Source organism: Streptomyces sp. NPDC051020 (assembly GCF_040683105.1).
GTDB lineage: Bacteria > Actinomycetota > Actinomycetes > Streptomycetales > Streptomycetaceae > Streptomyces.
On sequence record NZ_JBFBCG010000093.1, the window covers coordinates 1 to 25,286 of the forward strand.

20 protein-coding genes, 4 pseudogenes and 1 riboswitch are annotated in these 25,286 nt (G+C 68.9%); of the genes and pseudogenes, 12 read left to right on the forward strand and 12 right to left on the reverse strand.

Annotated features, from left to right (window positions below):
• A pseudogene (locus AB0N06_RS32595) lies at nt 1-713 on the forward strand (hypothetical protein); the annotation flags it as partial.
• A gap of 989 nt (nt 714-1,702) precedes the next feature.
• Here the strand turns inward: AB0N06_RS32595 and AB0N06_RS32600 are convergent.
• Nucleotides 1,703-2,758 carry a reverse transcriptase family protein gene (locus AB0N06_RS32600; RefSeq protein WP_366138300.1) on the reverse strand — a complete coding sequence of 352 codons (1,056 nt, stop codon included), beginning with the start codon at nt 2,756-2,758 and terminating at the stop codon, nt 1,703-1,705.
• 262 nt (nt 2,759-3,020) lie between these two features.
• Nucleotides 3,021-4,262, reverse strand: coding sequence for a hypothetical protein (locus tag AB0N06_RS32605; protein WP_366138301.1), 1,242 nt, complete (start codon nt 4,260-4,262; stop codon nt 3,021-3,023).
• Between the two features lie 398 nt (nt 4,263-4,660).
• Between AB0N06_RS32605 and AB0N06_RS32610 the strand changes: the two are divergent.
• A pseudogene (locus AB0N06_RS32610) lies at nt 4,661-4,753 on the forward strand (XRE family transcriptional regulator); the annotation flags it as partial.
• Nucleotides 4,740-5,207 carry an NUDIX domain-containing protein gene (locus tag AB0N06_RS32615; RefSeq protein WP_366138302.1) on the forward strand — a complete coding sequence of 156 codons (468 nt, stop codon included), beginning with the start codon at nt 4,740-4,742 and terminating at the stop codon, nt 5,205-5,207. The pseudogene AB0N06_RS32610 and the gene AB0N06_RS32615, both read left to right, overlap by 14 nt.
• Here AB0N06_RS32615 and AB0N06_RS32620 read toward each other — a convergent pair.
• The gene (locus tag AB0N06_RS32620) at nt 5,195-5,758 is read right to left on the reverse strand and encodes an HD domain-containing protein (protein WP_366138303.1); all 564 of its coding nucleotides are present in this window, start codon (nt 5,756-5,758) and stop codon (nt 5,195-5,197) included. The genes AB0N06_RS32615 and AB0N06_RS32620 overlap by 13 nt on opposite strands.
• Before the next feature lie 228 nt (nt 5,759-5,986).
• On the opposite strand from AB0N06_RS32620, the gene AB0N06_RS32625 reads away from it, so the two are divergent.
• On the forward strand, nt 5,987-6,589 hold the full coding sequence (locus AB0N06_RS32625) for a hypothetical protein (RefSeq protein ID WP_366138304.1): 603 nt from the start codon (nt 5,987-5,989) through the stop codon (nt 6,587-6,589).
• Between the two features lie 62 nt (nt 6,590-6,651).
• On the opposite strand, the gene AB0N06_RS32630 is transcribed toward AB0N06_RS32625, so the two are convergent.
• From AB0N06_RS32630 to glyA, 8 genes and pseudogenes are all read right to left on the reverse strand, one after another.
• The gene (locus AB0N06_RS32630; RefSeq protein ID WP_366138305.1) at nt 6,652-7,230 is read right to left on the reverse strand and encodes a NifU family protein; all 579 of its coding nucleotides are present in this window, start codon (nt 7,228-7,230) and stop codon (nt 6,652-6,654) included.
• On the reverse strand, nt 7,227-9,164 hold the full coding sequence (locus tag AB0N06_RS32635; protein WP_366138306.1) for a ferrous iron transporter B: 1,938 nt from the start codon (nt 9,162-9,164) through the stop codon (nt 7,227-7,229). Before AB0N06_RS32635 ends, AB0N06_RS32630 begins: the two co-directional genes overlap by 4 nt.
• Nucleotides 9,161-9,466, reverse strand: a complete 306-nt coding sequence (locus tag AB0N06_RS32640; RefSeq protein ID WP_366138318.1) for a FeoA family protein — start codon at nt 9,464-9,466, stop codon at nt 9,161-9,163. Before AB0N06_RS32640 ends, AB0N06_RS32635 begins: the two co-directional genes overlap by 4 nt.
• Nucleotides 9,467-9,701: 235 nt before the next feature.
• Nucleotides 9,702-9,872: pseudogene (locus AB0N06_RS32645) on the reverse strand (site-specific integrase); the annotation flags it as partial.
• Between the two features lie 158 nt (nt 9,873-10,030).
• Nucleotides 10,031-10,708 (reverse strand): DUF429 domain-containing protein, encoded by a 678-nt coding sequence (locus tag AB0N06_RS32650; protein ID WP_366138307.1) that lies wholly within the window; start codon nt 10,706-10,708, stop codon nt 10,031-10,033.
• 6 nt (nt 10,709-10,714) lie between these two features.
• Nucleotides 10,715-10,951, reverse strand: a complete 237-nt coding sequence (locus AB0N06_RS32655) for a hypothetical protein (protein WP_366138308.1) — start codon at nt 10,949-10,951, stop codon at nt 10,715-10,717.
• Nucleotides 10,948-11,205 (reverse strand): hypothetical protein, encoded by a 258-nt coding sequence (locus AB0N06_RS32660; RefSeq protein WP_366138309.1) that lies wholly within the window; start codon nt 11,203-11,205, stop codon nt 10,948-10,950. Before AB0N06_RS32660 ends, AB0N06_RS32655 begins: the two co-directional genes overlap by 4 nt.
• 295 nt (nt 11,206-11,500) lie before the next feature.
• A complete protein-coding gene (gene glyA, locus AB0N06_RS32665; protein ID WP_366138310.1) occupies nt 11,501-12,775 on the reverse strand; it encodes a serine hydroxymethyltransferase in 1,275 nt (424 codons plus the stop codon).
• Nucleotides 12,776-12,813: 38 nt separating this feature from the next.
• Nucleotides 12,814-12,939: riboswitch (ZMP/ZTP riboswitch) on the reverse strand.
• A 268-nt stretch (nt 12,940-13,207) separates the two neighbouring features.
• Between glyA and AB0N06_RS32670 the strand changes: the two genes are divergently transcribed.
• Nucleotides 13,208-15,157 (forward strand): S53 family peptidase, encoded by a 1,950-nt coding sequence (locus tag AB0N06_RS32670; RefSeq protein ID WP_366138311.1) that lies wholly within the window; start codon nt 13,208-13,210, stop codon nt 15,155-15,157.
• Nucleotides 15,158-15,258: 101 nt separating this feature from the next.
• Here AB0N06_RS32670 and AB0N06_RS32675 read toward each other — a convergent pair whose 3' ends face one another.
• Entirely contained in the window at nt 15,259-16,323 is a 1,065-nt protein-coding gene (locus tag AB0N06_RS32675) for a Ku protein (protein ID WP_366138312.1), read from the reverse strand.
• 70 nt (nt 16,324-16,393) lie between these two features.
• Between AB0N06_RS32675 and ligD the strand changes: the two genes are divergently transcribed.
• From ligD to AB0N06_RS32710, 7 genes and pseudogenes are all read left to right on the forward strand, one after another.
• On the forward strand, nt 16,394-17,281 hold the full coding sequence (ligD, locus tag AB0N06_RS32680) for a non-homologous end-joining DNA ligase (RefSeq protein ID WP_366138313.1): 888 nt from the start codon (nt 16,394-16,396) through the stop codon (nt 17,279-17,281).
• A 127-nt stretch (nt 17,282-17,408) separates the two neighbouring features.
• A complete protein-coding gene (locus AB0N06_RS32685; protein ID WP_366138319.1) occupies nt 17,409-19,580 on the forward strand; it encodes a PBS lyase in 2,172 nt (723 codons plus the stop codon).
• Nucleotides 19,577-19,894, forward strand: coding sequence for a zinc-ribbon domain-containing protein (locus AB0N06_RS32690; RefSeq protein ID WP_366138314.1), 318 nt, complete (start codon nt 19,577-19,579; stop codon nt 19,892-19,894). The genes AB0N06_RS32685 and AB0N06_RS32690 overlap by 4 nt, the downstream gene beginning before the upstream one ends.
• Before the next feature lie 129 nt (nt 19,895-20,023).
• Nucleotides 20,024-20,233 (forward strand): annotated as a pseudogene (locus AB0N06_RS32695) (hypothetical protein); the annotation flags it as partial.
• On the forward strand, nt 20,230-21,555 hold the full coding sequence (locus tag AB0N06_RS32700; protein WP_366138315.1) for a HAMP domain-containing sensor histidine kinase: 1,326 nt from the start codon (nt 20,230-20,232) through the stop codon (nt 21,553-21,555). The pseudogene AB0N06_RS32695 and the gene AB0N06_RS32700, both read left to right, overlap by 4 nt.
• An 87-nt stretch (nt 21,556-21,642) precedes the next feature.
• Nucleotides 21,643-23,022 (forward strand): FtsW/RodA/SpoVE family cell cycle protein, encoded by a 1,380-nt coding sequence (locus tag AB0N06_RS32705; protein ID WP_366138316.1) that lies wholly within the window; start codon nt 21,643-21,645, stop codon nt 23,020-23,022.
• Nucleotides 23,019-24,548, forward strand: coding sequence for a penicillin-binding transpeptidase domain-containing protein (locus tag AB0N06_RS32710; RefSeq protein WP_366138317.1), 1,530 nt, complete (start codon nt 23,019-23,021; stop codon nt 24,546-24,548). The genes AB0N06_RS32705 and AB0N06_RS32710 overlap by 4 nt, the downstream gene beginning before the upstream one ends.
• Nucleotides 24,549-25,286 lie beyond the last annotated feature (738 nt).

Genomic DNA, 25,286 nt, shown 5'->3' on the forward strand with positions numbered 1-25,286 from the left:
ACAGCGCGACGGCATCGGCCCGGAACTCAGGCGAGTACTTCGACGTCCCCAACGGGAACTCCTGTCCTATGGATCTTCACGATCCAATGATCAGGGTGTCCACGATCAGGGGCAAAGGCCCAGCAGCAGGCATGAAGCACGTCTTGCTTTGCTGTGATCAACTGGAGGACCTCGCGAGCACCACCACCGCGAAGGCCAAGCGCGATCTCGAAACCGAGCGGTTCCGCGACATCATCCTCGAAACGCTGCCCATGGCCGACATGCTCAGCATCGTCGTGACCATGCATCCCCGGGCAGCGCTAACCATCGGCACGGCTTGGGAACTCGCGGACCTGCCGACGTTCGAGATCTCGGAGGCCAACAAGCACCGGATCGTGGTTCTGCCGGCTCTTCGTGACCTGGACTCGGCCGTCAAGCTCCTTTCGAAGTATCTCGCGGCTGCTCGGAGGAAGGACGATCGGCCGAGTGGGGACGTGCACCCGTTCACGCCGGGCGCAGTAGAGGCGTTGTTCAAGCGATCGAATCGCAAGCCACGCGACGTACTACGCAAGGCGCACGGTCTGATTGAGGCCGCGTCGGGCGACAACCTGGTGACCATCGACGAGCAGGCCGTCACCCGTTACTTGGACGCGGTCGGGCCCGACACCGAGGAGGACATCGGCCCCGTCGTGGCGAGCCCGGTGACTACGTCCCTCGACTGGAGCGCCGGGTGATCGTCTTAGCTTCGCGTGCTGGAGAGTCGGGATGACAGCCGATGCCGGTGATGCCTGCCGCCTCTGCGGCACCGCCCTGTCGCCTTGGGAAAGCAGGCGTTGCGGCTGCGGAGGGCCACGCTGGGTGAGCCATGCAGAGATCATGTACGCGATTGCCTGTTCGGTTCGATCAGCCCTGCACGTACGTGACTTCGTTCGCCTGGCCCACCGCGATTACGGACACAAAATCGGTGTCCCCAGTGCCAATGCGGTGCTTTCGGCTGACGGGCGCTTCTGTTGGGCTGGGCAAGGCACGTACTCCTTGTACCGCCACGGCCCCTTGCCCGGCCCTCGGAATCTGGAAGCGGCGAGTCGGCTGGTTCTGCTTGCGGCCCATGAGCCCTTGACAGTGGACGCACTGGACTACTGCCTGAAGCAGCTCGGATATCGGTACAACGTGGCTTCGCTGAAGAACGCGATCAGAATCTCCAAATGGATCACGTGGCAGCAGGATGGCCGGTGGGCGCATTCACTGGGAGAAGCGGCTGAGGCTGAGCTGCGGCGCGAGATACCTGTCGTTCCAGACAGCCGTGATTCTGCGTGGACGGCAATGCGAGATGGGCTAGCCAGGGATGTGCGAGGTTTCATAGCACAGCGAGCAGAGAGGCTTCGCGACCTTGGCAATCCGCATCGATTCGGCCTCAATTGGGACGAGGAGTCAGCAGCGATGAGGCTGCCGATGTGATGCGTAGGTCTCGGGTCGAACCCCGAAGGCGGCTCCGGGAAAGGCCAGGTCACGTAGCGTGTGACCTGGCCTTTTTGCTTAGTCGGGGCAGGGCGCGTCACACGGATGGGATGCCGTGACATGGCTGCGCAAGCGGGACTGCTGCAGAGGCGATTCCCGTGGCCGGCGGCAGCTGGCCCGGGCCAGACGGAAGCGCTCCGCGAAGGGCCTGGCCTGGCTGCGCACTCGCCCCGAATCAGGAGATACGTCCGCAGGTAGCCGAATGTCACCACTGGCGGCGTTCCAAAACGGAAAAGCCCTCGGCGGCCAGCAGGTCTTCCCATTGACGTGTGAGCGGACGCGCCCAGGCAGCGTCCACGCCGTGGGCGTAGGCCAGCAGCCCGTCGACATGGTGAATGAACCCGCGCAGAGAACTGAAGCCGATGTGGCCTACGTGGGAGGCAAATCCGAACTTCTCCGCCCCGCGGATGTGGTCCTCCAGTCTCTTTCGTGTATGCCGTGGCAGGCGCACCTGGTCACCGTCCACCAGCAGACCGAGAACGATCTTCCGTGCTCCTGGCGGAACCACACGGGTCTTTTTACGATGCAATGTGAAGGGCGTGGCGGCTACGGCCTGTGTGATCTCGGCGACACAACGAGTCAGCATCGGACGGTCGAAAGGCCGGAGTGCCGAAAGGGTCATGTCATCGGCGTAGCGGGTGTACGTCATGTCGTAGCGGTCCGCGAGAACTGCGAGCGCGTCGTCCAGAGGGCGAGCAACCGCATTAGCTAAGGCGCCGCTGGTTGGGGCCCCTTGCGGCAGATGGCCCACCACCGGCGTGTTGTAGCTCGGTATGGCCTGGTAGGTGTTCCGTCCGTAGGGCCAGTCCGCGATGTATGGGACGCGGGTACAAAGGCGAGCGATTTCGAAAGAGATGAGCTTGTTGTAGCCGGCTGCGTGCACCACTGCATGTACGGCTCGTTCGTTGATCGAGGGAAAGAAGTCGTGCAGGTCGAATTTCAGCAGCCATGTGGCACCGAGGTGGCGTTGTGCGCACTGCACGGCCGAGCGGCCCCGCTGGTAGGCGTAGCTGGCTTGGTGCGGGGTGAGTCGGCTGAATATGTGGGTCAGTAGCCAGCGTTGGACATCCATCAGGATGGGGTCCGGAGCGGAAATGGTGCGTGTCTTGCCGGTCTCGCGCTTGGGCCGGGAGAATTCCGTGTAGGGGTTCCGCCGTCGCTGGACGATTTCCCGGAGGTACAGGTACGGCACGCCTGTCAGGTGCGCGAGGTGGGCCAGCGTCAATACCGGCGTCAGGCCTTTGGCGTTCAGGCGCCGCATCTGGGACAGGGCTTCGTCGATGGTCTCAGGCGCGACACCGCGTTGGAGCCCTTGTCTTCGGTAGCGTGCGGGAGAGTCGATGACGTCCTACCTTCGGTGTCATCCCGCTAGGGTCTTGAGATGCGCGCACCAGGCACACGTAGGGGCACCAGCGCATTTCAAGACTCAGGCGTACGACGGCTTGTCCACAGCATGCAACCACCGGCCACAGCCTGGTCTGCAGACGCAGACCGTTGTCTCGACGATAACCTCGCCGATTACGCTAGGGCCACCGGCTCTCCCGCAGGGAGCAAGGATAGTAGGGTTCTTGGCTGCCCTGCAATTGCTGAAGCACGTGACGGGGTTTGGCCTTGGCCGCCCGGAGTTCCGCCCATCCGGCGTCGGTCAAGCGACTCTGGGCGTCGATCAGCCCCCAGACCCGCACCTGCACAATGATCTCTTCAGCGGTCGGTACAGACACCGATACGGCGCGAGCCAGCTGCTCGGCATGACGGCGTCCTCCGGCGATGTGTCCCAGCACCTCTGCGAGGTTGCGCACTCCACTGCGATAGCGGGGGCGCATCTCGCCCGCGCGTGCCAGACGCTCCTGGCCCAAGACGCGCAAGCCCAGCGCCGGATCATGTTTGGGTGCGTATCCAGAGAGTTCGCGCATGAGGTCTGGTGGCGCACTGCGGTAGCTGAAGAACGGTGCCCAGCCGTCGGGACGCCGCGACGGACCCTTCGTCTGCCGAAGGATCGACGGCAGGTTGTTCGGCACGGTGTGCTCGAACACCGCCAGCCCTCCGCTGCCTTCCCAGCCCAGGCCCTCCCCGACGCGGCGCTCGTATCTTTCGCACAGAGACCGGACCTTGCGCCGCTGGGCTTCGTCCCACATAGCGGAGGCGAAGTCCATGCCGTGACGCACCAGCCAGATCCCGTCGTACAGGCCGCTGTTGTTCAGGAGACGCAGCCCAGAGGTGGAGGCGGTGAACAGGACCAGGTAGAGCTTGATCAGCTTCAGGGATCGCCAACTGCGGATCGTCTTGTTCCGCAGCCAGGTACGAGTGTACTCAAGGCACTCGCGCCCCGATCCGGCCTGGTCCGATACGAACACCAGGCTGCGCACCCGTCGCTGTCTGAGCTTGTCGGGGTCTGTCGCACCTCGTGTCGCCAAGGAGGTGGGTAGGCTGAGCTGTGTGGCGCCGATGATGTTCTGGACGACCAGCTCGCTGCCCATGCTACTTGCGCTGGAGACCAGGGGCGTCACCGGCTTATGGAACATCACCCCGCCGGTCGGGTCGTAAGACTGAACGCTGAACAGGGCTGCCGGCGTCTCGACGCGTCCATCGGTGAGGACTGCCTGTAGGCGTGCGGACAGTTCCTGCCGGAAGATGGTCTCCGATACGAACCACAGGCTATTGAGTAGCAGTTGAGCTGTCTCGTCGTCACCAGGGGCGAAGTTCTTCAGCCACTCGATTCCCCGGCGAGTCTCGCTCGGTCGTGGTGGTACATCGTGCGTGTGCATCTCGCTTCCCGCTCTCCCGTGAGTGCACCCTGCTGATGGGGCTTGCTGCCTCAGTGTGCCCGGGTCGGGCTCAGGCCGCTGACATCTGCGCACCGCAAGAAGGGGCAAAGGCCCGGCGTACCGGAGGAACGGCTCAGCCAGACGTGGGTTGACGCCTGTCGCCTCGGCCGTCACTTCGCCACCGACTGGAACGTTCTGCTCATGCTGCGAACCAACCAGTTCACCGAGCGCCCTCATATCGGCCGGCCCCAGGACCACACGCACCGCATGGGCGCCTGCTGCTCGCAGCCCGGACCGGCGAGTAACCGAAACAACAAGGAAGAGGATCATGAAGCACGAGTACGAGGGCAAGTTCCTGTCCATCGACGTTGCCGCGCTCCAGGCCGAGCTCGCCGCTCGACAACTACGCTCAAAGTTTCGACGCAGTCTGGGCCGGCGCGCGGCCCTGGACGCCCGACCAGGAGGGGACCGCCACGCATGGGCAGGACTGAGTACTACAACGACCCCGACGCCCCCAAGGCGAACACCCTCATCCCGGCCAGCAACTTGCTCGTCGCCGACGACAGCGGCGCCATCCTCCTCCAGCGCCGCCGCGACACCGGCCAGTGGGCGCTACCCGGCGGTGCCCAGGACATCGGCGAGACCGCCGCAGAGTGCGCGGTGCGCGAATGCCTGGAGGAGACCGGCATCGTCGCCAAGATCACCGGCTTCCTCGGCGTCTACACCAACCCCCACCACATCGTCGCCTACAGCAACGGCGAGATCCGCCAGCAGTACGAGAACACCTACATCGGCCGCCCCATCGGCGGGCAGCCCACCATCAACGACGAAGCCGATGGCGTCCGGTTCGTCCAGCCTGAAGACCTCGACACGTATGACATCCACCCGAGCATGCGCCAGCAGATCGGCGACTACCTCGACGGCACCTACCCCTACCTCGGCTGACTCGCCAACGCCGCTTCCACGCGCTCCACGGCGGCGAAGATCTCCGGCGCCGCCCGACGAATGAACCGCCCCACCACGCTGTCGACCCCATAGCGGCCCAGAATCTCCGCGACCCGGTCCCGCGCGGTGGTCCGCTCACCGTCGGGGGTCGTCGTCATGTCGCAGTACACCAGCGCGTCCACCAGCAACGGCTCCTCCAGCAACGGGAACTCCGCCTCCAACAGCTCCCGAAGACCACGCTCCTCTGCCTCCAGCAGCGCGAAGGAGTGATTCGCCACGAGTCGCACCAGCCGCGCGTCTGCCCCATGTTCGTCCCGGAGGAACCGAGCCCCGTCCAGCGGATGGAACCCCGTCACGGCCAGGCGAGGCGCATACCCCACGTCGTGCAGCGTGGCAGCGGCAACCAGCAGGTCAGCGTCCTCTCCAAGGACACACCCAAGCCCGGCCGCGCGCCCGGCCACCCCTTGCGAATGCGCCCACCGCCGCGGAAGCTCCACCGCCAGTTCCGTCTTCCCTGCACGCCAAGCCCACTCCACCATCGACTCGTTCATGGCCTGGTCTTTGCCCAAGGAGGTCAGCCGATACACAGCGTCGATGGGCCTGCTGGCCGAAGGACGTCACTGGCACCGGGGCAGAAGCCGACGTTGCCCTGAACCTGGTGACCGGCAACATCAGGCTGTCGACTGGGCCCAACCTCCGGTGAGACCGCCCAACTCCGTTGTCACTGGCTGATGACAGGCTGAGCACCACTCACTGCAGGCCGTCGTCAGGAGGACAGCATGGACAACGCCGGTCTTGGCCCGCTGGTCATCACGCGTCGCAGCGGCAACGAGCCGATACGGGCCAACGGCGAAACCGTGAGCAGACTCGCCGAGTTCTGGAGCTGGGCATGCTCCGACCTGGCCAACAACACCATGCGGGGTGTTCTGGCCGAGTACCTCGTGGCCACGGCGCTGGGTGCCACCGCCGCTACCCGCACGGAGTGGGACACGGTTGACATCCGTACGCCCGAAGAGTGGCGCGTCGAGGTGAAGTCGGCGGCGTACCTGCAGTCATGGGCGCAGTCCCAACTGTCGAAGATCTCGTTCTCCATTGCGCCGGCCTCCGGCTGGGACGCCCGGACCGGCACCACCTCGGCCGACGTGCTGCGCCGCTCGGACGTGTACGTCTTCTGCCTGCTGCATCACCAGGACAAGCAGACCCTCGATCCCCTGGATCTGAGCCAGTGGACCTTCTACGTCCTGCCCACCCGTCTCCTGGACGAGCGGTGCCCGAACCAGAGGACCATCAGGCTTTCCAGCCTGGAGCGCCTCGACCCGCTGAAGACCGACTTCACCGGCCTCCAGAAGACAGTCGCCACGTGCGCCGAAGGCCGGCGATAGCCCCTGGGGCCGGTGGGGTCAGTCTGTGCGATGAGCCTTCTCGACGGCCTCCGCTTGGACGGTCACGCGCTGCGGCGGCGCAGGGTGAGCCATGTGCGCCTTGCCGCCTTGCCGGGCTCCTCCGTGGCCCGCAGCTCGACCAGATCGGGGAACCGTGCACGCAGTTCCGACTCGAGGCGGGAGTGGAGGGTGAACCCGGCAGCCGGGCAGTGCGTGCAGGTGCCCGCCATCCGCACCTCCGCGTGCCGGGCGTGGGCGGACACAATCGTCACTGCGCCGCCGTGGGAGCGGATGTAGTCACCAGCGGATCCGTCCAGGACGTCCTGCAGTGCGGCGCGCAGCATGTCGTCCTCGGTGACCACGTCGGCCGGTCGCCACCGCTGAGGGTGCTGCAGTGCGGCGCTGAGCGCGTCGCGCACCCGCGCCCCTGTGCCGGACCAGCTCTGGCCGTCGGCGAGCCGGATCACCACGGCCTGTGTCTCCACCTCGATGGAGGCGACGTCTTCGGAGTGGAGCATTGTCCCGAGCTCGTCCGGTGCGTCGGCGATCTCTCCGACGACCGGCAACGTGCCGGCGGGGATCACCCAGCGGACGGCCTGCGGGTCAGTCGTGGCCTCGGGGTGCATGGGGATGACGCTCATGCCAGCAGTCCTACGACGGTGTGCGTCAGGAAGGCCATGGTCCAGGCCAGCACGAACATATAGCCGAAGGCGACCGCGGGCCATCTCCACGAGCCGGTCTCACGGCGCATGACCCCGACGGTCGACATGCACTGCAGTGCGTAGAGGAAGAAGACGAGCAAGGCGGCCGTCGTGGCCGGGGTGAAGAGCTTCTCTCCCTGGTGCGGCCCGTCGGTGTAGGTCATGTGTGCCAGGGTTTCGGCGGGCTGGTCGGGGTTCTGGGCCGCAGCGACCTGGCCGAGGGTGGCGACGAACACCTCGCGGGCGGACAGCGATCCCAGCACGCCGATGTTGATCCGCCAGTCGAAGCCGAGGGGTTCGAAGACAGGTTCGATGGCGTGGCCGATGTCGGCGGCGTAGCTGTGCTCGACCTCATAGGCCGAGACCGCGGCCTGGTCGGTCGGGTTGACCCCGGCGGAGCGCAGTTGCGCATCGCTGTGCATGGGCAGGCTGAGCAGCAGCCACAGCCCGATGGTGACCAGCAGGATGATCCGGCCGACCTTGTGCAGGAAGCCCTTGCAGGCGCTCCACATGGCCTCGGCCACCGACCGTGGCCGCGGCAGCCGGTAGGACGGCATCTCCATGTAGAACGGCAGCACCGGCCCGCCCCGGCTGCTGAACCGTTTGAAGACCCAGGCCGTCGCCATGGCCGAGAGCGCACCGACGAGGTACAGGGCGAACATGACGACGCCCTGGGCACCGAAGGGCCCGACCCTGGTATCGGGACTGACCAGCAGGCCGGTCAGCAGCACATAGACCGTCAGGCGCGCAGAGCAGGTCATCAGCGGCGCGCCCATCATGGTCGCGAAACGGTCCTTGGCCGACGGCAGGGAGCGGGTAGCCATGATGCCGGGGATGGCACAGGCGAGGGAGGAGAGCAGAGCGACGAACGCGCGGCCCTCCAGTCCGGCCTTGGCCATGAGCCGGTCCATCAGGAATGCCGCGCGGGAGAGGTAGCCGCTGCCCTCCAGCAGCGAGATCATGAGGAACAGCAGGGCGATCTGTGGCAGGAAGACCACCACGCTGCCGAGGCCGCCGATCAGGGCGTTGCCGAGGAAGCCGGAGAGCAACGGGTTCGAGACGTAGTCGGTGACCAGCGTGCCGAGCCAGTCGAAGAGGCTCTGTACCGCGTCCTGCAGCGGTGTCGCGACGGTGAAGATGATCTGGAAGAACGCGAACATGGTCGCGAAGAAGATGAGCGTGCCCCACAGCGGGTGCAGCAGCACGGCATCGATGCGCCGCGTGCGGTGATCGACCTCGGGTATCTCGTAGCCTGCGCTCTCCAGCAGCGACTCCACCCAGGCCCGTCTCTGCGCGGGGTCGACGGGTGGCGGGACGACCGGCCGCTCCCATGCGGCCCGGTCGAGCAGCATGGACTGCAACTGCGCCAGGTCGTTGCGTGACCCGCTAGTCACCGCGACGACCGGCACACCGAGTGCACGGCGGAGGGCCGAGACGTCAAGAGTGCCGCCGCGGCGGGCCAGTTCGTCGCGGAAGGTGAGCACCACACAGATCGGCAGACCGGTCTGCATGACCTGGGCCAGCAGCCCGAGGGAACGACGCAGCGTCGTCGCGTCGATCGTGACGAGAATCCCGTCGGGTGTGCCGATGCCCGGGTTGTCCGGGTCGAGCACATCGGCGACGACCTGCTCGTCCGGGCTGATCGGGTCGAGACTGTAGGTGCCGGGCAGATCCTCGATGACCACCTCGTGCTCGCCGACACGCGCCAGACCCTCATAGCGCGCGACGGTCACTCCGGGGTAGTTGCCGGTCTTGGTGCGCAGGCCGGTCAGAGCGTTGAACAGTGTGCTCTTGCCCGAGTTCGGGCTGCCGACCAGGGCGAGACGAGTCTTGCCGGTGACCGTCTGGGCCACCGGACCGCAGTGCGCGCTCATGCAGTACGCCGTACACGGATGCCGACGGCCTGCTCTTTACGCAGTGCCACCTCGTACTCCGCGACCTGGAAGACAACGGGGTCGCCAAGCGGCGCCTTCCGCAGCACGGTGACCTCCGCGCCGGGGGCGAACCCCAAGTCGAACAGTCGTCGCGCGGTGCTCGGCTCGACCGACTCGTCAATGTCGATCACTTCGCCACTCATCCCGGGTCGAAGGTCGGCCAGCCGCGCATCCCCCGCTGAATCCGTCGGCACTGACGGACCGTTCTGACGCGCACCCAACTGCACTGAGACCATCGACATCCTCAACCCCGGGATCACCTGAGTAATTTAGGGCAGGCTAACCTTTTATCCCGGTAGTAGCAATATCGCCCCCTTCCCGACGCTGGACCCCAGGGAAGACTGCGGATCTGCGGGAGGCCAAGCCGATGCCGCACATGATCACTCGTACTCACGCAACAACTCTTCGATCTTGCGGTTGGCGATCTCCTGCCGTCCGTCGATGCACTTCGCGTAGCGGGTCAGCAGAACCTCAAACTGTCTCCACGAGACCGACCGCTTCAGCCGGCCGCAGGCCACCGAAGTACATGGCCGCGAACAGGCCCACGAGGCGACGACCGCGAGCACGCCGGTACCCGCCCACATAGGAAACGGCCGCCAGGAGGTTGCGAGCCTGCTCAGGGTTGGCGACAACGCGAGAGTCAACCTGGAACGCCCGCTGTGTGAGGCCGGCCCGCTTGGCGACACCCCGGGTCTGTGGAACAGCTCCTTGCTGCCTCTGAACATCGCGAACACCGCACCGCCGGTCAGCGACTCCACCAACGTCGCGAGCCGGGCAAACGAGTCGCTCGATACTTGATGGATTGATCAGTATCGAATCTCGACGAGGCGCCCTTCTGCATCCGGCTCGGGCGCCTCAGGAACCCGGTTCGCTGTCCCGAGCACGATCCGGTGCGCCGACCAGGCCGCGACAGCGGCGTCGAGCACGTCGTCCACGGGAATGCGGTCCGCCTCGCCAAGCTCGTCCGGGAGCACGAGGCCGGCCTCGGTCAGCAGGGAACGGCGCAGGTTCTGGCCGCGCCAGGTCTTCTTGGCGTAAGCGAGCGGCACTCCGTCGGCCAAGGCGTAGAAGGACACCTCGGGGTGCACCTCGTGGATCCGCTCATCGGCGAGCCAACATGCCCGCGCCTCAAGCAGCTTCGGTCTCAGCGCCCACGCCTGCTGGCTCAGCCGATTACCGGTGAGCTCCTGGCATCGGCCGGCGGCCGCCCTGTAGTCCTGCTCCTGCCACGCCATTCTTGGCGCTATGGGGAAAACACTGCTGCGCCGCACCCCGAGCAGCGCCCTGGCCGCGAGATCTGCGGCGCGCCAGCCCTTCTCGACCAGGCCCAACGGCATGTCCACCGCGATCGCATCCACCTCCGCGGCGCGCTCGATCAGCCTCTCGAGCCGGGGATCCACCAGGCTGCCCGCGTACGCGCCGTCCGTAAGTCTGATCCCGACCCACCCCTGCTTGCCACAGGCATCGACCCCAAGGACGTCCATCCCGCCTCACCCCTCACGCGCAAGCCCGAGCCGCAACGCTCCGGGAATGCCCGGGAGCGGCCGACCGCTGGGAGGAAGCCCGCCCAGTTCCAAGGCCTCACGCATCTCGACCATGACGGAGGAGACGGCCGACATCACGTCGGCGGGGGTGTCCATGCTGAAGAGGGCCTCTTCGACCTGGGGTGAGAGAGTCAGCGGATCTTCCTCTTCGGGACCTTCGTACGGGTCGGACCCGTCGCTCACTGTCCACGCTCCCGCAGCTCTCGCATGACCGCGGGCGCGGGGCGACCAGGAGCGGTGCCCGCCTTCACCGCGGCGGCGGTGCGAGCGGTCCGAGGATCGCCTGCCACCTGAACGAGGAGCCACCAGTTCGTCAGGACGTGCCCGATCGTCTCGGGGGTGGCTTCGCCCATCTCGCGGTAGAACTCCATGCGCTGCGCGGGGGGCAGAGCAGCGGCGACGGCGTTCTGGGTGCGCGGAATCGGCTGTGTGCTCACGGTGTCCTCCAGGGCGGGCCCTGCCGGCGTATCGGGCGGGGCCGTGGACGCATCAGCTCTTTCGCGGTGCTGGGGCGGCGTCTCGTGGCGGTGGCCACGGCGCGAGAACAGCTCCGGTGCCTTGGCCGGGGCGTGGCCGACCGCAGAGACGGTCACCGTGCGCCGCGCGGTCACTCGGCGGCGTCCCGGTGCCGGCGGTGCCCGCCCGGGAGGAAGTCGAGCGCATCGGGCAGCGGCGGGAAGTGCCGGCCGTTCCGCGGGACCGTCGGCCTCCGGCGGAACGGCCAGGCCCGGATCAGCCCACCGGCAGCCCCGGCGCCGGGTACGCGTCCATCAGGATCCTCACCTCTGCCCGCACCTTTTCCACCACGGCCTCGTCACCGGTGCGCGCCGCCCCGACCACCCGGTCGATCCACTCCGCGACCGTGCCCATCTCGGAGGCGGGGATCCCGCGGGAGGTCAGGGCGGGGGTGCCGATGCGGATGCCGGACGGGTCGAACGGCTTGCGGGGGTCGTACGGGACGGCGTTGTAGTTGACGACGATCCCGGCCCGGTCCAGGGCCTTCGCCGCGATCTTGCCGGGTACGTCCTTGCCGGTGAGGTCGATCAGCAGGAGGTGGTTGTCCGTGCCGCCGGAGACCAGATCGAAGCCTCGGGAGGCCAACTCCTCCCCCAGGGCACGGGCGTTGGCGACGACCTGATGGGCGTAGCCGCTGAAGCCGGGGGTCGCGGCTTCCTTGAGGGCCACCGCGATCGCCGCCGTGGTCTGGTTGTGCGGGCCGCCCTGGAGGCCGGGGAAGACGGCGCGGTCGATGGCGCGGGCGTGCTCCGCCCGGCTCAGCAGCATCGCTCCGCGCGGACCGCGCAGGGTCTTGTGGGTGGTGGTGGAGACCACGTCGGCGTACGGGGCGGGCGAGGGGTGGGCGCCGCCCGCGATCAGGCCCGCGATGTGGGCGATGTCGGCGACCAGGACCGCACCGGTCTCCTCGGCGATCTCGGCGAAGCCGGCGAAGTCGATCTCCCGGGGCACTGCCGTACCGCCGCAGAAGATCACCTTCGGGCGCTCGGCGAGGGCCAGGTCGCGGACCTCGTCCAGGTCGATGCGGCCGGTGTCGCGGCGGACGCCGTACTGCACACCGCGGAACCAGGTGCCGGTCGCGGAGACACCCCAGCCGTGTGTGAGGTGGCCGCCCATCGGCAGCGACATGCCGAGCACGGTGTCGCCGGGCTGCAGGAAGGCCAGGTACACCGCGAGGTTGGCGGGCGATCCGGAGTACGGCTGCACATTGGCGTGGTCCATGCCGAAGAGGGATGTGGCCCGTTCGACGGCCAGCGTCTCCACCTGGTCGATGATCTGCTGGCCCTCGTAGTACCGCTTGCCGGGGTAGCCCTCGGAGTACTTGTTCTGGAGCACCGTGCCGGAGGCCTCCAGCACCGCTGCGGAGACGTAGTTCTCACTGGGGATCAGGCGCAGGGTGTCGGCCTGGAGTTGCTCCTCCGCGGTGACGAGGGCGGCGAGCTCCGGGTCGGTGGCGGTGAGTGCGGGGCGGCGGTTCTCGGGTGTCGTCACGGGATCCTCCCGGGTCTGGCGCATGGCTGCGGCGTGGACCCGGATGCCCAGGCGGACGGCTCTCCGGCGGTGACGCCTCCGGGCAGGCCCGGAGTGTGCCGCTTCCTCGTGGTCGGTTCCACGGAGCACCCCTGCGGGGATACGCGCCAGTCGCGGCGCTTCGCAGTCTACTGATGGGGCGGCCCGGGCGGCTGTTTGATGGACTGTTTGTGGGCGTTTCGCCCTGACTGGCACCCTTCGCGGCGGCGAGGATGGCGGTAGCACGCATTCCCGGCCTTTCACCTCGAACTGCCCTTCACTCGCCCCCTCTTGACAGTTTCTTGGTGAACGCATGCCCCTTACGTAAAGGGTTTCTCGCCAGAGTGGCGGCTTACATGTGTACATCATCCGGCACATGCTCCACACGCGAAGATCCACATCGCAGGGGGTTACATGAGAACCAGTCGTGCCAGACGTCGCGCCGGGCTGAGCATGGCAGCGACACTGCCGCTGCTCGCCGGTGCACTCGCCCTCGGCATTCCGTCCGCCAGCGCGGACTCCGCCCCCGCCGGACGCGATGCTCTGCAGGGCACCAAGCCGGTCTGGGCCACGGCCAAAGCCGACCAGGGGCCCACCGCCGACAGCGGAAAGGTGAGTGTCCGGGTCCATCTGGCCGGCCGGGACCCGAAGGGGCTGGCCGCCTACGCCACCGCCGTGTCCGACCCGGCGTCCCCCTCGTACGGGAAGTACCTGAGCGCCAAGGAGGCGCAGGCCCGCTTCGGGGCGACCCGGCACCAGATCGACCAGGTCGTGCAGTGGCTGAAGTCGAGCGGGCTGACCGTCACCGGCGCCCATCAGCACTACGTCTCCGCCACCGGTGACGTCGCCGCGGCCGAGAAGGCGTTCAGCACCCAGCTGCGCAACTACCGCAAGGGCAGCCGGACCTACCGCGCCCCGTCCTCCACGGCCTCCGTCCCGGCCGCGCTGAGCGACGCCGTCCTCGCCGTCTCCGGTCTGGACAACGCGCCGCACAAGTCGAGCCACGACGAGACGCTGCCGCCGCCGGACGCGGTGTTCCGCAACTCCGGTCCGTTCTCCTCGTACTTCGGCTCCAGGACGGCCTCGACGCTGCCGAGCGCCTACGGCTCCAAGGTGCCGTACGCGGTCAAGGGCTACACCGGCAAGCAGCTGCGCGCCGCGTACGGTGCGGGCAGATGGACCGGCAAGGGCGTGACCGTCGCGATCACCGACGCGTACGCCTCGCCGACCATCGCGAAGGACGCCGCCGAGTACGCCAAGCGCAACGGCGACGCCCCGTACAGGCGCGGGCAGCTCAGGCAGGTCCTGCCGGACGACTACACGAAGACCGAGGAGTGCGGGGCCTCCGGCTGGTACGGCGAGGAGACCCTCGACGTCGAGGCCGTGCACGCGGTCGCGCCCGCCGCCGACATCGTCTACGTGGGCGGCGCGTCCTGCTACGACGCCGACCTGCTGGACTCGCTCAACAAGATCGTCGACCACCGGCTCGCCGACATCGTCTCCAACTCCTGGGGCGACATCGAGGCCAACGAGACCCCGGACGTCGCGGCCGCGTACGACCAGGTCTTCAAGATGGGTGCGATCGAGGGCATCGGCTTCTACTTCTCCTCCGGCGACGACGGCGACAACGTCGCGTCCACCGGCACGAAGCAGATCGACGTCCCGTCCAACTCCGCCTGGGTGACGTCGGTCGGCGGCACCTCACTGGCCGTCGGCAAGCACGACACGTACCAGTGGGAGACCGGCTGGGGCACGCTGAAGGCGTCCCTCGCCGCCGACGGCAAGAGCTGGACCGGCTTCCCCGGCGCGTACACCTCGGGCGCGGGCGGCGGCACCAGCTCGACCGTGAAGCAGCCGTTCTACCAGCGCGGTGTCGTCCCGGACTCGCTCGCGCGGGCGAACGGCAAGACCCGGATGCGCACCGCCCCGGACATCGCGGCGGTCGCCGACCCGAACACCGGCTTCCTGGTCGGCCAGACGCAGACGCTGCCCGACGGCTCCCTCGGCTACGACGAGTACCGCATCGGCGGTACATCGCTGGCGGCGCCGGTCATCGCGGGCGTTCAGGCGCTCGCGCAGCAGGCCCAGCACGGCCGCCCGCTCGGCTTCGCCAACCCGGCGATCTACGCCCGGTACGGCTCGGCGGCGTACCACGACGTCACCGACCACCCGCTGGGTGCCAAGCGTGACCTCGCGGTCGCCCGCGTCGACTTCGCCAACGGCTCCGACGCGGCGGACGGCTTGCTGACGTCGGTGCGCAGCCTCGGCAAGGACGCCTCACTCAAGGCGGTCAAGGGATACGACGACGTGACGGGGGTCGGGACCCCGGCAGCCGGATACGTGAACTCGTACCGCCGGCACTGACGCACGGGCTCGATGCGAAAACTGCCCCGGAGCTACGGCTCCGGGGCAGTCCTGCGACAGGCTTCAGTTCCGCAAGAAGGGCAGTGACTGCCGGCGTCCCGTCAGGCCGAGGCGCGTTTCCTGGGTGTTGCCTTCTTGGCCGTGGTTTTCGCGGCCTTCTTCGTCGCCGTCTTCGCAGCCGACTTCGTGGTCGACCGTGCGGCGGTCTTCTTCGCCGGGGTTCTGCCCGGCGTCGACTTCTTCGCAGCGGCCTTCCGGGGGGTGGCGGTCGCGGAAGCCCTCTTCTTCGCGCCGGCTCCGCCGCTCTTCTTGCGGGTGGCGAGCGACGTCACCTCGGCCACCGGTGCGCTCTCGGATCCCTCCGCCTCTTCCGCCTCTTCCACCTCCTCGCCGCGGGCCTTCTTCGCCGCCCGGACGCTGCTCTCCAGTGCCGCGATCAGGTCGATGACCTTGCCGCCGGTCTCGCCGGACGCTGCCGGTTCGAGTGCCTCGCCGGAGGCCTTCGAGGCGATCAGCGCCTCGACCGCCTCGCGGTAGTCGTCGTGGAGGGTGTCCATGTCGACCTCGCCAAGCGTGGCCATCAGGGCGTCGGCCAGGTCGAGTTCGGCTTCGCGGATCGTGACGTCGGTCTCCGGGGCCACACCGTCGGTGGCACGGATCTCGTCGGGCCAGAGCAGGCCGTGCATCGCGATCACGTCGTCGACGACGCGCAGCATGCCGAGCCGCTCCCGGCCACGGAGCGCGTACTTGGCGACGGCCACCTTCTGGCTCCGCTTCAGGGCCTCGCGCAGCAGCGTGTACGGCTTGGCGGCGGGGACTCCGTTGGCGGAGAGGTAGTACGCCGTGTCCATCTGGAGCGGGTCGATCTCGGTGGCGGGCACGAAGGCGACGATCTCGATCGTTTTCGCGGTGGGAAGCGGGAGCGAGCCGAGGTCCTCGTCGGTGATCGGGATGATCGACCCGTCCGCGTCCTCGTACCCCTTGCCGATCTCGGCGGCCGTCACTTCCTGCTCGTCGATTTCACAGACCTTCCGGTAGCGGATCCGGCCGCCGTCGGCGAGGTGGATCTGGCGGAAGGAGATCGAGTGGCTCTCGGTGGCGTTGACCAGCTTGATGGGGATGCTGACCAGCCCGAAGGAGATCGCGCCGTTCCAGATGGACCTCACCGTTCACCCCTTTGTCCATGAACATACCGATAGATCACTGTTGGTCCAGAATTCATGTGATTCTTATCGTATGACGCCGATCACTGACGTGGAGGGACGGCGCCTGGCGCTCAGCAATCTCGACAAGGTTCTGTATCCGGCCACCGGAACCACCAAGGGCGAGGTGCTGCACTACTACGCGGCCACGGCGGCGGGGTCCCTGCTCGCGCATCTGTACAACCGGCCGGTGTCCTTCCTGCGCTATCCGGACGGGCCGGACGGGCAGCGGTTCTTCACCAAGAACCCGCCACCGGGCACCCCGTCCTGGGTACGGATCGCCGAGGTGCCGCGGACTGTGGCGCAGCAGGCCGGACAGGTGCTCATCCAGGATCTGGCGTCGCTGATGTGGGCGGCGAACCTGGTGGTGGAGTTCCATACGCCGCAGTGGCAGGCCAACAGGCCGGGTATCGCCGACCGGATGGTGTTCGACCTCGATCCGGGGGATCCGGCAACCGTCGTGGAGTGCTGCGCGGTGGCGCTGTGGCTGCGCGACAGGCTGGCGGCGGACGGGCTCCTCGCGTACGGGAAGACCTCCGGATCGAAGGGGCTGCATGTGCTCGTACCGCTGGAGCCGGTCTCCTCCGACCGGGTGTCGGCGTACGCCAAACAGCTGGCGGTGGAGGCGGAGCGGGATCTTCCGGAGCTGGTGGTGCGCCTGATGACGCGGGCGCTGCGGCCGGGGAAGGTGTTCGTCGACTTCAGCCAGAACGCGGCGGCGAAGACGACCGCCACCCCGTACACGCTGCGCGCCAGGGCCGAACCGACCGTGTCCGCGCCCGTCACCTGGGCGGAGATCGAGGACTGCCGGAGCCCCGCCGAGCTGGTCTTTCTGGCCGGTGACATGGCCGGGCGACTGGCGCGGTACGGGGATCTGCTCGGCCCGCTCATCAACCCGAACCGGGCCCGGCCGCTGCCCTGATGGCGCACGCATCCGGCCGTTGTCATGTCTGCAAGCAAAAGGCTGCATGTGGCGGGTGGATTGTCCGGGCCGTGGTGCACACTCTGCGCAGACACTGCACTACGTGAATGCGCGGGGAGGCGACGGCATGTTCGCGGGGATCGACGAGGTCGACTGGGCCTCGATGGAGCATGCCTACGGGCCTGCCGACGACGTGCCGGGCCTGCTGCGGGGGCTCGCGTCCGCCGATCCGGCGGAGCGCGAACAGGCGCTGGACGGTATGTACGGGGCCGTTCACCACCAGGGGGATGTGTACGACTGCACACTCGCCTGCATTCCCTTCCTCTTCGAGCTGGTCGTGGATCCGGGGATCGACGACCGGGGCGGCATCGTCGAGCTGCTCACCAGCATCGGCGGCATCGATCTCGACGAGGACGAGGAAGAGGACGACGACGAGGGCTTCGACGACGAGGAGTTCGACGAGGAGGAGATCGAGGACGCGGCGAACTACGCGATGGCGGCCTCGGCCGTCACCGCGGGCGCCGGGGCGTTCTTCGAGCTCATCGCCGACGAGGACCCGGGGGTACGGCTCGCCGCGCCCCTGGCGCTCGCCACGCTCCACAGCCACCCGGCGCGGGTCCTCGCGCTGCTGCGGGAGCGGCTGCCGGTGGAGCCGGACGAGGAGGTGCGGCTCGCGCTCGTGGAGGCGGCGGGCCGGGTCGCGCTGCGGAACCGCCCGCTGGCCGGGCAGGCGGCGGACTGGCTGAGCGGGCTCGCCGCGGAGGCGTACACCCCGGCGCTGCGGCTGGCTGCCCTCGCCCAGCTGGCCCGCTGCGCGCCGGACACGCTGCCGGACGATGTCGTACGGCTGGTGGCGGGGTTGCTGACGGAGTTGCGCTCGACGCCCGGCACGGCATCCGGCATGCCGGCCCCGGTGGGCGCCACCGCACAGACCGACGAGCCGGAGCCGGGCGAACCCGCCGAGGAGCGGGGTGCGCCGGTGACCCTGGTGGGGCAGCTGCGGGCGCTGTCCGCGGCGGAATCCGCCGGGCGCAGCGCCCCCTGGACGGCAGATCTGCTGCGGACGCTGCATGTCGGGCTCGATGACCGGGTCGCCGACCGGAGCGCGCTGCTGATCGACCAGTTGCGCAGCCCCGACCGCTGGCAGCGCATCGATGCGGTACGGATGAGCGGCGGGCTGATACGGGCCTGGCGGGGCTCGTACGAGGAGCTGGTCCGCCTCGTGGGTGCCCAGCTCGCGGACCCCGAGCCGCGGCTGGCCGAGGCCGCCTCGCACATGCTGGAGGAGCTGTTCGGGCTGGCCGCGCCCGCCGCGGACGCGCTGGCGGCGCGGGTGGCGGCGGATCCCGGGTCCTGGGTGAAGGAGCGGGAGAGCGAGCCGCCGGGGCTCGGCAGCGCGGTGAAGGCGCTGGCCCGGCTGGGTGACGCCCGGGCGGTGCCCGCGCTGGCCGCCGCACTGGAGCGGCCCGAGGTGCCGCACGACGTGGGGTCCGCCATCGGGTATCTGGGAGCGGCCGCGGCCCCGCTCGCCACAGTGCTGCGGCGCAGGCTGGGCGGGCTCGATCTCGACGAGGGGCTGTACGACCGGGCGAGTCCGCTGCTCGGCGGGCTGACCGCGCTGCGGGCGGGCGAGGCGGCGCCGGAGGTGCTGCGGGTGCTCCGCGGGGCGCCGGAGTACCGCGGGGAGTGGCTGCGGACCTCGGCGCTGCGGGCGCTCGGCTCGTTCGGCCCGGCCGCCCGGTGCGCCGTCCCGGAGCTGCGGGCGCTGATCCGCAGCCCCGGGACTCCGGCGGCGACGGAAGCGGCTCAGGCGCTGTGGGCGGTCGAGGGGGACGCGGAGGCCGTGCTGCCGGTTCTGATCGAGGGGCTGGGGGCGGAGCAAGCGCACGAGCGGCGCGCGGCGGTGAGTGCGCTGGGCGGGCTGGGTGCGCGCGCGGCCGTGGCGGCCCCCCGACTGCGGGCGCTGCTGGTCCATGACGAGCTCTGGCTGCGGGTGGACGCGGCGATCGCGCTGTGGGAGGTGACGGGGCGGACCGAGGAGTCCGTACCGGTCATGCTGGCCGCCTGGGAGATGAACCGTCATGTCAGGGTCCGGGTGGCCGAATGCCTGGCGCTGATGGGTGTCGCTGGTGCAGGGTCGGATGCGGCACATGTGCTGCGCGCCGAACTCGCCTCCGTACGACGTCACAACGCCATGGACGGCGGGTACGGCAGCCACGACACATACGAGGACGAAAAGCTGCTGGCGCTCTGCCGGCGAGCGCTTCACGAAGTAACAGGGAAGGGGCCCACGACATGATCATTTTTGGTACGCGAGGCTATCTGTACCAACTGGCCGTTCTGACGATGGTCTGCGGCTGGTGCGGCAATCCGGCCGCGCACACACTGCGGAAGCGGGTCACGAAGTTCACGCTGTTCTTCGTGCCGCTGTTCCCGTTCTCGACGAAGTACGCGACGCAGTGCACGTTCTGCGGCGGGGAGCAGAAGATCCCGAAGGAGCAGGCCGACCAACTGCTGGCGCAGCACGTGGCATCGCAGGACGGCAACCCGTTCGGACAGGCTCAGCAGCAGCCGGGGTACGCCCAGGGCGGGCAGAACCCTTACCAGCACTGACACCACCGCGGCCGCACCGATAGCAAAAAGGGTATAAGGGACTTCCTTCCGCATAAGGTCGACGGGGCATGGGTCGGTGGACCCATGCCCCGTCGTCCGGGAAGGGAGGGAGTCATGCGCCCGCATCGCGTGATCATGCGAGTGCCGTCGGCGATCGCCGGATACGGGTACCGGACGGCCTGGTCCTGGGACGACCACCGGCGCGCGATGCCGCCGGCTCGGGACGAGATCCTGCGGAAGGCCCCGGAGGTGGTGCCCACCGGCCGGCCGAGCGCGAAGCCCAGCCCCGAAGCGACCATGGCGCCGCCGCCGGTCACCGCCTCCGCGGGGCGGCGATGAGGCGACGGAGACTGCGCGCGCCCGCGTGGACCGCGACGCTCGCCTGGAAGTCGGCCGTGTTCATCAGCGTGATGTGCTGCGCGTTCGCCGCGCTGCTAGGCGTACTGGTGCACACCGCGGTGACCCGGGAGGCCCTCGACGAGGCCCGCACCGACGCGCTCTCCCGGCTGAACGACGTCACCGCGGCGTACAAGGCGGGCGAGGCGCTCCCGCCGGATTCCGGTATCGATCCGCCCGGGCTGCCCGCGTCCCTGCGCGCCCTCGCCGTGAGCGGGCATCAGGGCACGCTCGTCGCCGAGCACCACGGGCGCCCGACCATGTGGGCCGCAGGCCCGGCCGACGGCCGCGCGCTGGCCACCGCGATCGACTACAGCCGGAGCGCCCACGTGATCAACAGCCTCGACCGGGCGATCGTCGGCTCCTCGCTGCTGGCGATCGGCGCCACGCTGCTGGTCGGCGCGTTCGCCGTCACCCGGGTCACCCGTCGGCTGCACCAGACCGCCCAGGTGGCCCGCCGGATCGGTGCGGGCGATCTCGACGCCCGCGTCGACGATCCCCGCACCTCGGACCCGTCGCGCCCGCAGGACGAGGTGGCGATCGTCGCCGGTGCGCTGGACACGATGGCATCCACGCTCCAGCGCAAACTGCTGGCCGAGCAGCGCTTCACCGCCGACGTGGCGCACGAGCTGCGCACCCCGCTGACCGGTCTCTCGGCCGCGGCCGAGCTGTTGCCGGCGGGCCGCCCGGCCGAGCTGGTGCGGGACCGGGTGCGGGCGATGCGGGCGCTGACGGAGGATCTGCTGGAGATCTCCCGGCTCGACGCCCACACGGAAGAGGTCGATCTCGCGGTTCACGAACTGGCTCCGCTCGCCGTGCGAGTGGCGGCCGCCTCGGGAACGGAGACCGAGGTACGCGTCCTGGGGGCGGAAGCCGGAACCGGGGCGAGGCCCGTGCGGGTGGAGACCGACAAGCGGCGGCTGGAGCGGGTCCTCGGCAATCTGATCGCCAACGCGCACCAGCACGGCCGGCCCCCGGTGGTCGTGACGGTCGACGGGCCGGTGGTGACCGTACGCGATCACGGTCCAGGATTCCCGGACTATCTGCTGGCCGGTGGTCCGCAGCGGTTCCGTACCGAGGAAGGCGGCAAGGGCCACGGGCTCGGACTGACCATCGCCGTCGGGCAGTCGGCGGTCATCGGCGCCGAGCTCGTCTTCGCCAACGCGGAGGACGGCGGGGCGGTGGCGCGGCTGACGCTCCCGCAATACGTACGACTCGACGACGGCGAGCCGCCCGGCCATGACGACCAGACAGAGGCGACGTAAGAGGGCGCGCGGATAGGTGGGGCGGCGTCTAAGGGAAATGAAGTGACATAAGGGGAATATGGCGCACCTCTTGCTACGTTGCGTGGCATGACCGCACCGAGGACGGACGCGCCCCCGCCGCAGCTACGCCTGCCCAAGCGGCGCGGGGTCGAGCTCGCCCTCCTCATCGGAGCCGTCCTCATCGCCGTCTACGGCTACGCCGCCGTCGGCCTCGCGCACGACCACGCGATCCCGCCCGATGTCGCCGGTTACGGTGCCGGTCTCGGGCTGCTCGCACTCCTCGCGCATCTCGCCGTCCGCTTCCGCGCCCCGCACGCGGATCCGCTGCTGCTCCCCATCGCCGTCCTGCTCAACGGTCTCGGACTGGTGCTGATCTACCGGCTCGACCTGGAGACCCCGAAGGACCAGGCGGCGCCCACCCAGCTGGTCTGGTCGACGCTCGGGGTCGCGCTCTTCATCGTGGTCGTCATCTTCCTCCGCGACCACCGGGTGCTCCAGCGGTACGCCTACCTGTCGGTCGCCGCAGCGCTCGTCCTGATGATCGTGCCGATCTTCTTCCCCGCGGTGAACGGTGCCAAGATCTGGATCCGGATCGGCGGATTCTCTTTCCAGCCGGGCGAGTTCGCCAAGATCCTGCTCGCCGTCTTCTTCGCCGCGTACCTCTCCGCGAACCGCCACGCGCTCGCCTACACGGGCCGCAGGATCTGGAAACTCCAGCTGCCCACCGGCCGGGTGCTCGGCCCGATCGTGGCGATCTGGCTGCTCAGTGTCGGGGTGCTGGTCCTCGAGCGGGATCTGGGGACCTCGCTGCTCTTCTTCGGCCTCTTCGTGATCATGCTGTACGTGGCGACCGGCCGGACCGGGTGGATCGCGGTGGGGCTGCTGCTCGCCGCCGTCGGCGCGTTCGCCGTCGGCTCCCTCGAGCCGCATGTGCACAGCCGGGTGCAGGACTGGCTCGATCCGTTCGCCTCCATCGCCGCGGGCCAGGGACCGAGCCAGCTCGCCCAGTCGCTGTTCGCGTTCGCCGCGGGCGGGATGCTCGGCACCGGGCTCGGTCTCGGCCACTCCATCCTCATCGGTTTCGCCGCCAAGTCCGACTTCATCCTGGCCACGGCAGGAGAAGAGCTCGGGCTGTCCGGTCTGACCGCGATCTTCCTGCTGTACGCGCTGCTGGTCGCCCGCGGCTACCGGGCCGGGCTCGCCCTGCGCGACCCCTTCGGGCGGCTGCTGTCGATCGGGCTCGCATCGATCCTGGCCCTTCAGGTCTTCGTGATCGCGGGCGGCGTGATGGGGCTGATCCCGCTGACGGGCATGGCGATGCCGTTCCTCGCCCAGGGCGGTTCGTCCGTCGTGACCAACTGGATCATCGTGGCGCTGCTCATCCGGATCAGCGACCTCGCCCGCACCCCCCACCCCGACCAGGTGGAGAACGGGGTCATCGCACCGATCGTGGAGGACCCGTCGTGATCCGCTACATCCGGCGGGCCGCCGCGTTCTGCCTGCTGCTGCTCATGGCGCTGCTGCTGAACGCCGCCCGCATCCAGGTCTTCCAGGCGGACGAACTGGACGACAACCCCGCCAACCGCCGCCGGACGATCGCCCGCTACGACCAGCCGCGGGGCAACATCCTGGTCGGCAGCACGTCGGTCACCGGTTCCAAGAACACGGACGAGCAGCTCGCCTACGAGCGCACCTACACCGACGGGCCGCTGTACGCGCCGGTGACCGGATACGCGTCGCAGACGTACGGCACCACGCTCATCGAGAACGCCGAGGACGACATCCTCTCCGGCACCGACCCGCTGCTCGCCCCGCTGCCGCTGTGGGACGAGATCACCCGCAGCCGGCAGCCCGGCGGCAATGTCGCGACGACCGTCAAGGACTCCATGCAGCGCGCCGCGTACGCCGGGCTGGGCGGGCGGCGGGGTGCGGTCGCCGCCCTGGAACCGTCGACCGGCAAGATCCTGGCGCTGGTCTCGACCCCTTCGTACGACCCCGAGCGGCTCTCCGGCACCGGTTCGTCGGTCACCGACGCCTGGCGGCAGTTCAACAGGGCGAGGAGCCAGCCGATGCTCAACCGGGCGATCCGGCAGACCTATCCGCCCGGCTCCACCTTCAAGATCGTGACGGCGGCCGCGGCGCTCGACGCGGGTGTGGTCGAGGACCCCTACGCGGAGACCGACACCCCGTCCCCGTACGTCCTGCCGGGGACCAGCACCACGCTCCCCAACGAGGCCAGCGGCTGCGAGTACGCGTCCCTCGCCGAGGCGATCCGCGTGTCGTGCAACACCGTGATGGCCCATCTGGGGGTGGAGGTCGGGCTGGACGGGATGGTGAAGGCGGCGCGGAATTTCGGCTTCAACGACACCGGACTGAAGATCCCGTCCGGCGTGGCAAAGAGCAACTTCGACACCGACATGAGCGACGACCAGCTGGCCCTGTCGTCGATCGGACAGTTCAACACGACGGCGACACCGCTGCAGATGGCCATGGTGGCGTCGGCCGTCGCGAACGGCGGTGACCTCAAGTACCCGTATCTGGTGGACCGCACGACGACCAGCACCGGCACCACCGTCCATCAGAACCGCCCGCGCTCCTACCACCAGGCGATGAGCCCGCGGACCGCGACGCAGCTGCGGCAGATGATGATCGACGTCGTGGAGCACGGCACCGGATCCAATGCCGCGATCTACGGGGCGACGGTCGGCGGCAAGACCGGCACCGCTCAGCACGGCATCGACAACTCCGGTACCCCGTACGCCTGGTTCATCTCCTGGGCACAGGCGCCTGACTCGAACCGGCCGACGGTCGCGGTCGCGGTGGTCGTCGAGGACGCCGCCGCGAAGCGGGCGGACATCAGCGGGGGCGGCAGCGCGGCGCCGATCGCCCGGGCCGTCATGGAGGCGGCGCTGCAAGCCGGCGGCACGGGGGGCGCGCCCCCGTCCGGGGCGTCTCGCGGCTCGGAACAGCGCGTGCGGGGCGGCACACGCTGACTATAGTTCCCCCGACACTCACCGTGCGTCTGGTCGTCCATCCGGGCCATCGCAGCCCCCACTGTCATCCTTCCGCACGCTGCGCCAGTGCGCCATGAAGTTGCTGCCGGCGAAGCAGTGGTGCCCCGGATGCTGGTGGTCCAGGCGGCATGGTCGGTGGCGGGAGGGAACGGTACGGCGAAGCCGTGGGCGACGAGGGGCTGTTCGGGCGCGGTCATGGCGGGAAGTTATCCCCAGCCCTTCGGCGCTCCCGTGGCCAGACTCGTGGGGACCACGCCCCTTCCCGTGGACGACGCCACCACCTGGTGAGCGGCCGATCATCCGCCTGATCACGTCCACGCGCTGGCGCGGGCGGCGCATCGCGCGCCCCTGCCCCAAGACCGCTGGCGACGGCTGTTACTTCTGCGAGGACTTCCAAAACGATAGGCAGTTCCTGCCGATCCACATCGGCGCCCTCGCCCGCACCCGCGAACTGCAGGCCAGCACCACCACAGCGGAACGACCCCGCACTGTCGCGGTCAACGCACGACTGGTCACCGCCGTCGCGCACGTCATCGCCCACTCGAGCACTCCGGCGCACTGGCCGAGCTCCGCGAAGCGGGCGGTCGGCCCTGTGAACGCAGAAAAGCCCCGTGCCACAAGTGCACGGGGCTTTCCCGGAATAATTGTTCGGCGGCGTCCTACTCTCCCACAGGGTCCCCCCTGCAGTACCATCGGCGCTGAAAGGCTTAGCTTCCG

Coding starts and splice junctions, on each gene's coding strand:
- AB0N06_RS32600 (WP_366138300.1), bottom strand. CDS start 2,758: ATGCGGCGCCTGAACGCCAAAGGCCTGACGCCGGTATTGACGCTGGCC.
- AB0N06_RS32605 (WP_366138301.1), bottom strand. CDS start 4,262: ATGCACACGCACGATGTACCACCACGACCGAGCGAGACTCGCCGGGGA.
- AB0N06_RS32615 (WP_366138302.1), top strand. CDS start 4,740: ATGGGCAGGACTGAGTACTACAACGACCCCGACGCCCCCAAGGCGAAC.
- AB0N06_RS32620 (WP_366138303.1), bottom strand. CDS start 5,758: ATGAACGAGTCGATGGTGGAGTGGGCTTGGCGTGCAGGGAAGACGGAA.
- AB0N06_RS32625 (WP_366138304.1), top strand. CDS start 5,987: ATGGACAACGCCGGTCTTGGCCCGCTGGTCATCACGCGTCGCAGCGGC.
- AB0N06_RS32630 (WP_366138305.1), bottom strand. CDS start 7,230: ATGAGCGTCATCCCCATGCACCCCGAGGCCACGACTGACCCGCAGGCC.
- AB0N06_RS32635 (WP_366138306.1), bottom strand. CDS start 9,164: ATGAGCGCGCACTGCGGTCCGGTGGCCCAGACGGTCACCGGCAAGACT.
- AB0N06_RS32640 (WP_366138318.1), bottom strand. CDS start 9,466: ATGTCGATGGTCTCAGTGCAGTTGGGTGCGCGTCAGAACGGTCCGTCA.
- AB0N06_RS32650 (WP_366138307.1), bottom strand. CDS start 10,708: ATGGACGTCCTTGGGGTCGATGCCTGTGGCAAGCAGGGGTGGGTCGGG.
- AB0N06_RS32670 (WP_366138311.1), top strand. CDS start 13,208: ATGAGAACCAGTCGTGCCAGACGTCGCGCCGGGCTGAGCATGGCAGCG.
- ligD (WP_366138313.1), top strand. CDS start 16,394: ATGACGCCGATCACTGACGTGGAGGGACGGCGCCTGGCGCTCAGCAAT.
- AB0N06_RS32685 (WP_366138319.1), top strand. CDS start 17,409: ATGTTCGCGGGGATCGACGAGGTCGACTGGGCCTCGATGGAGCATGCC.
- AB0N06_RS32690 (WP_366138314.1), top strand. CDS start 19,577: ATGATCATTTTTGGTACGCGAGGCTATCTGTACCAACTGGCCGTTCTG.
- AB0N06_RS32700 (WP_366138315.1), top strand. CDS start 20,230: ATGAGGCGACGGAGACTGCGCGCGCCCGCGTGGACCGCGACGCTCGCC.
- AB0N06_RS32705 (WP_366138316.1), top strand. CDS start 21,643: ATGACCGCACCGAGGACGGACGCGCCCCCGCCGCAGCTACGCCTGCCC.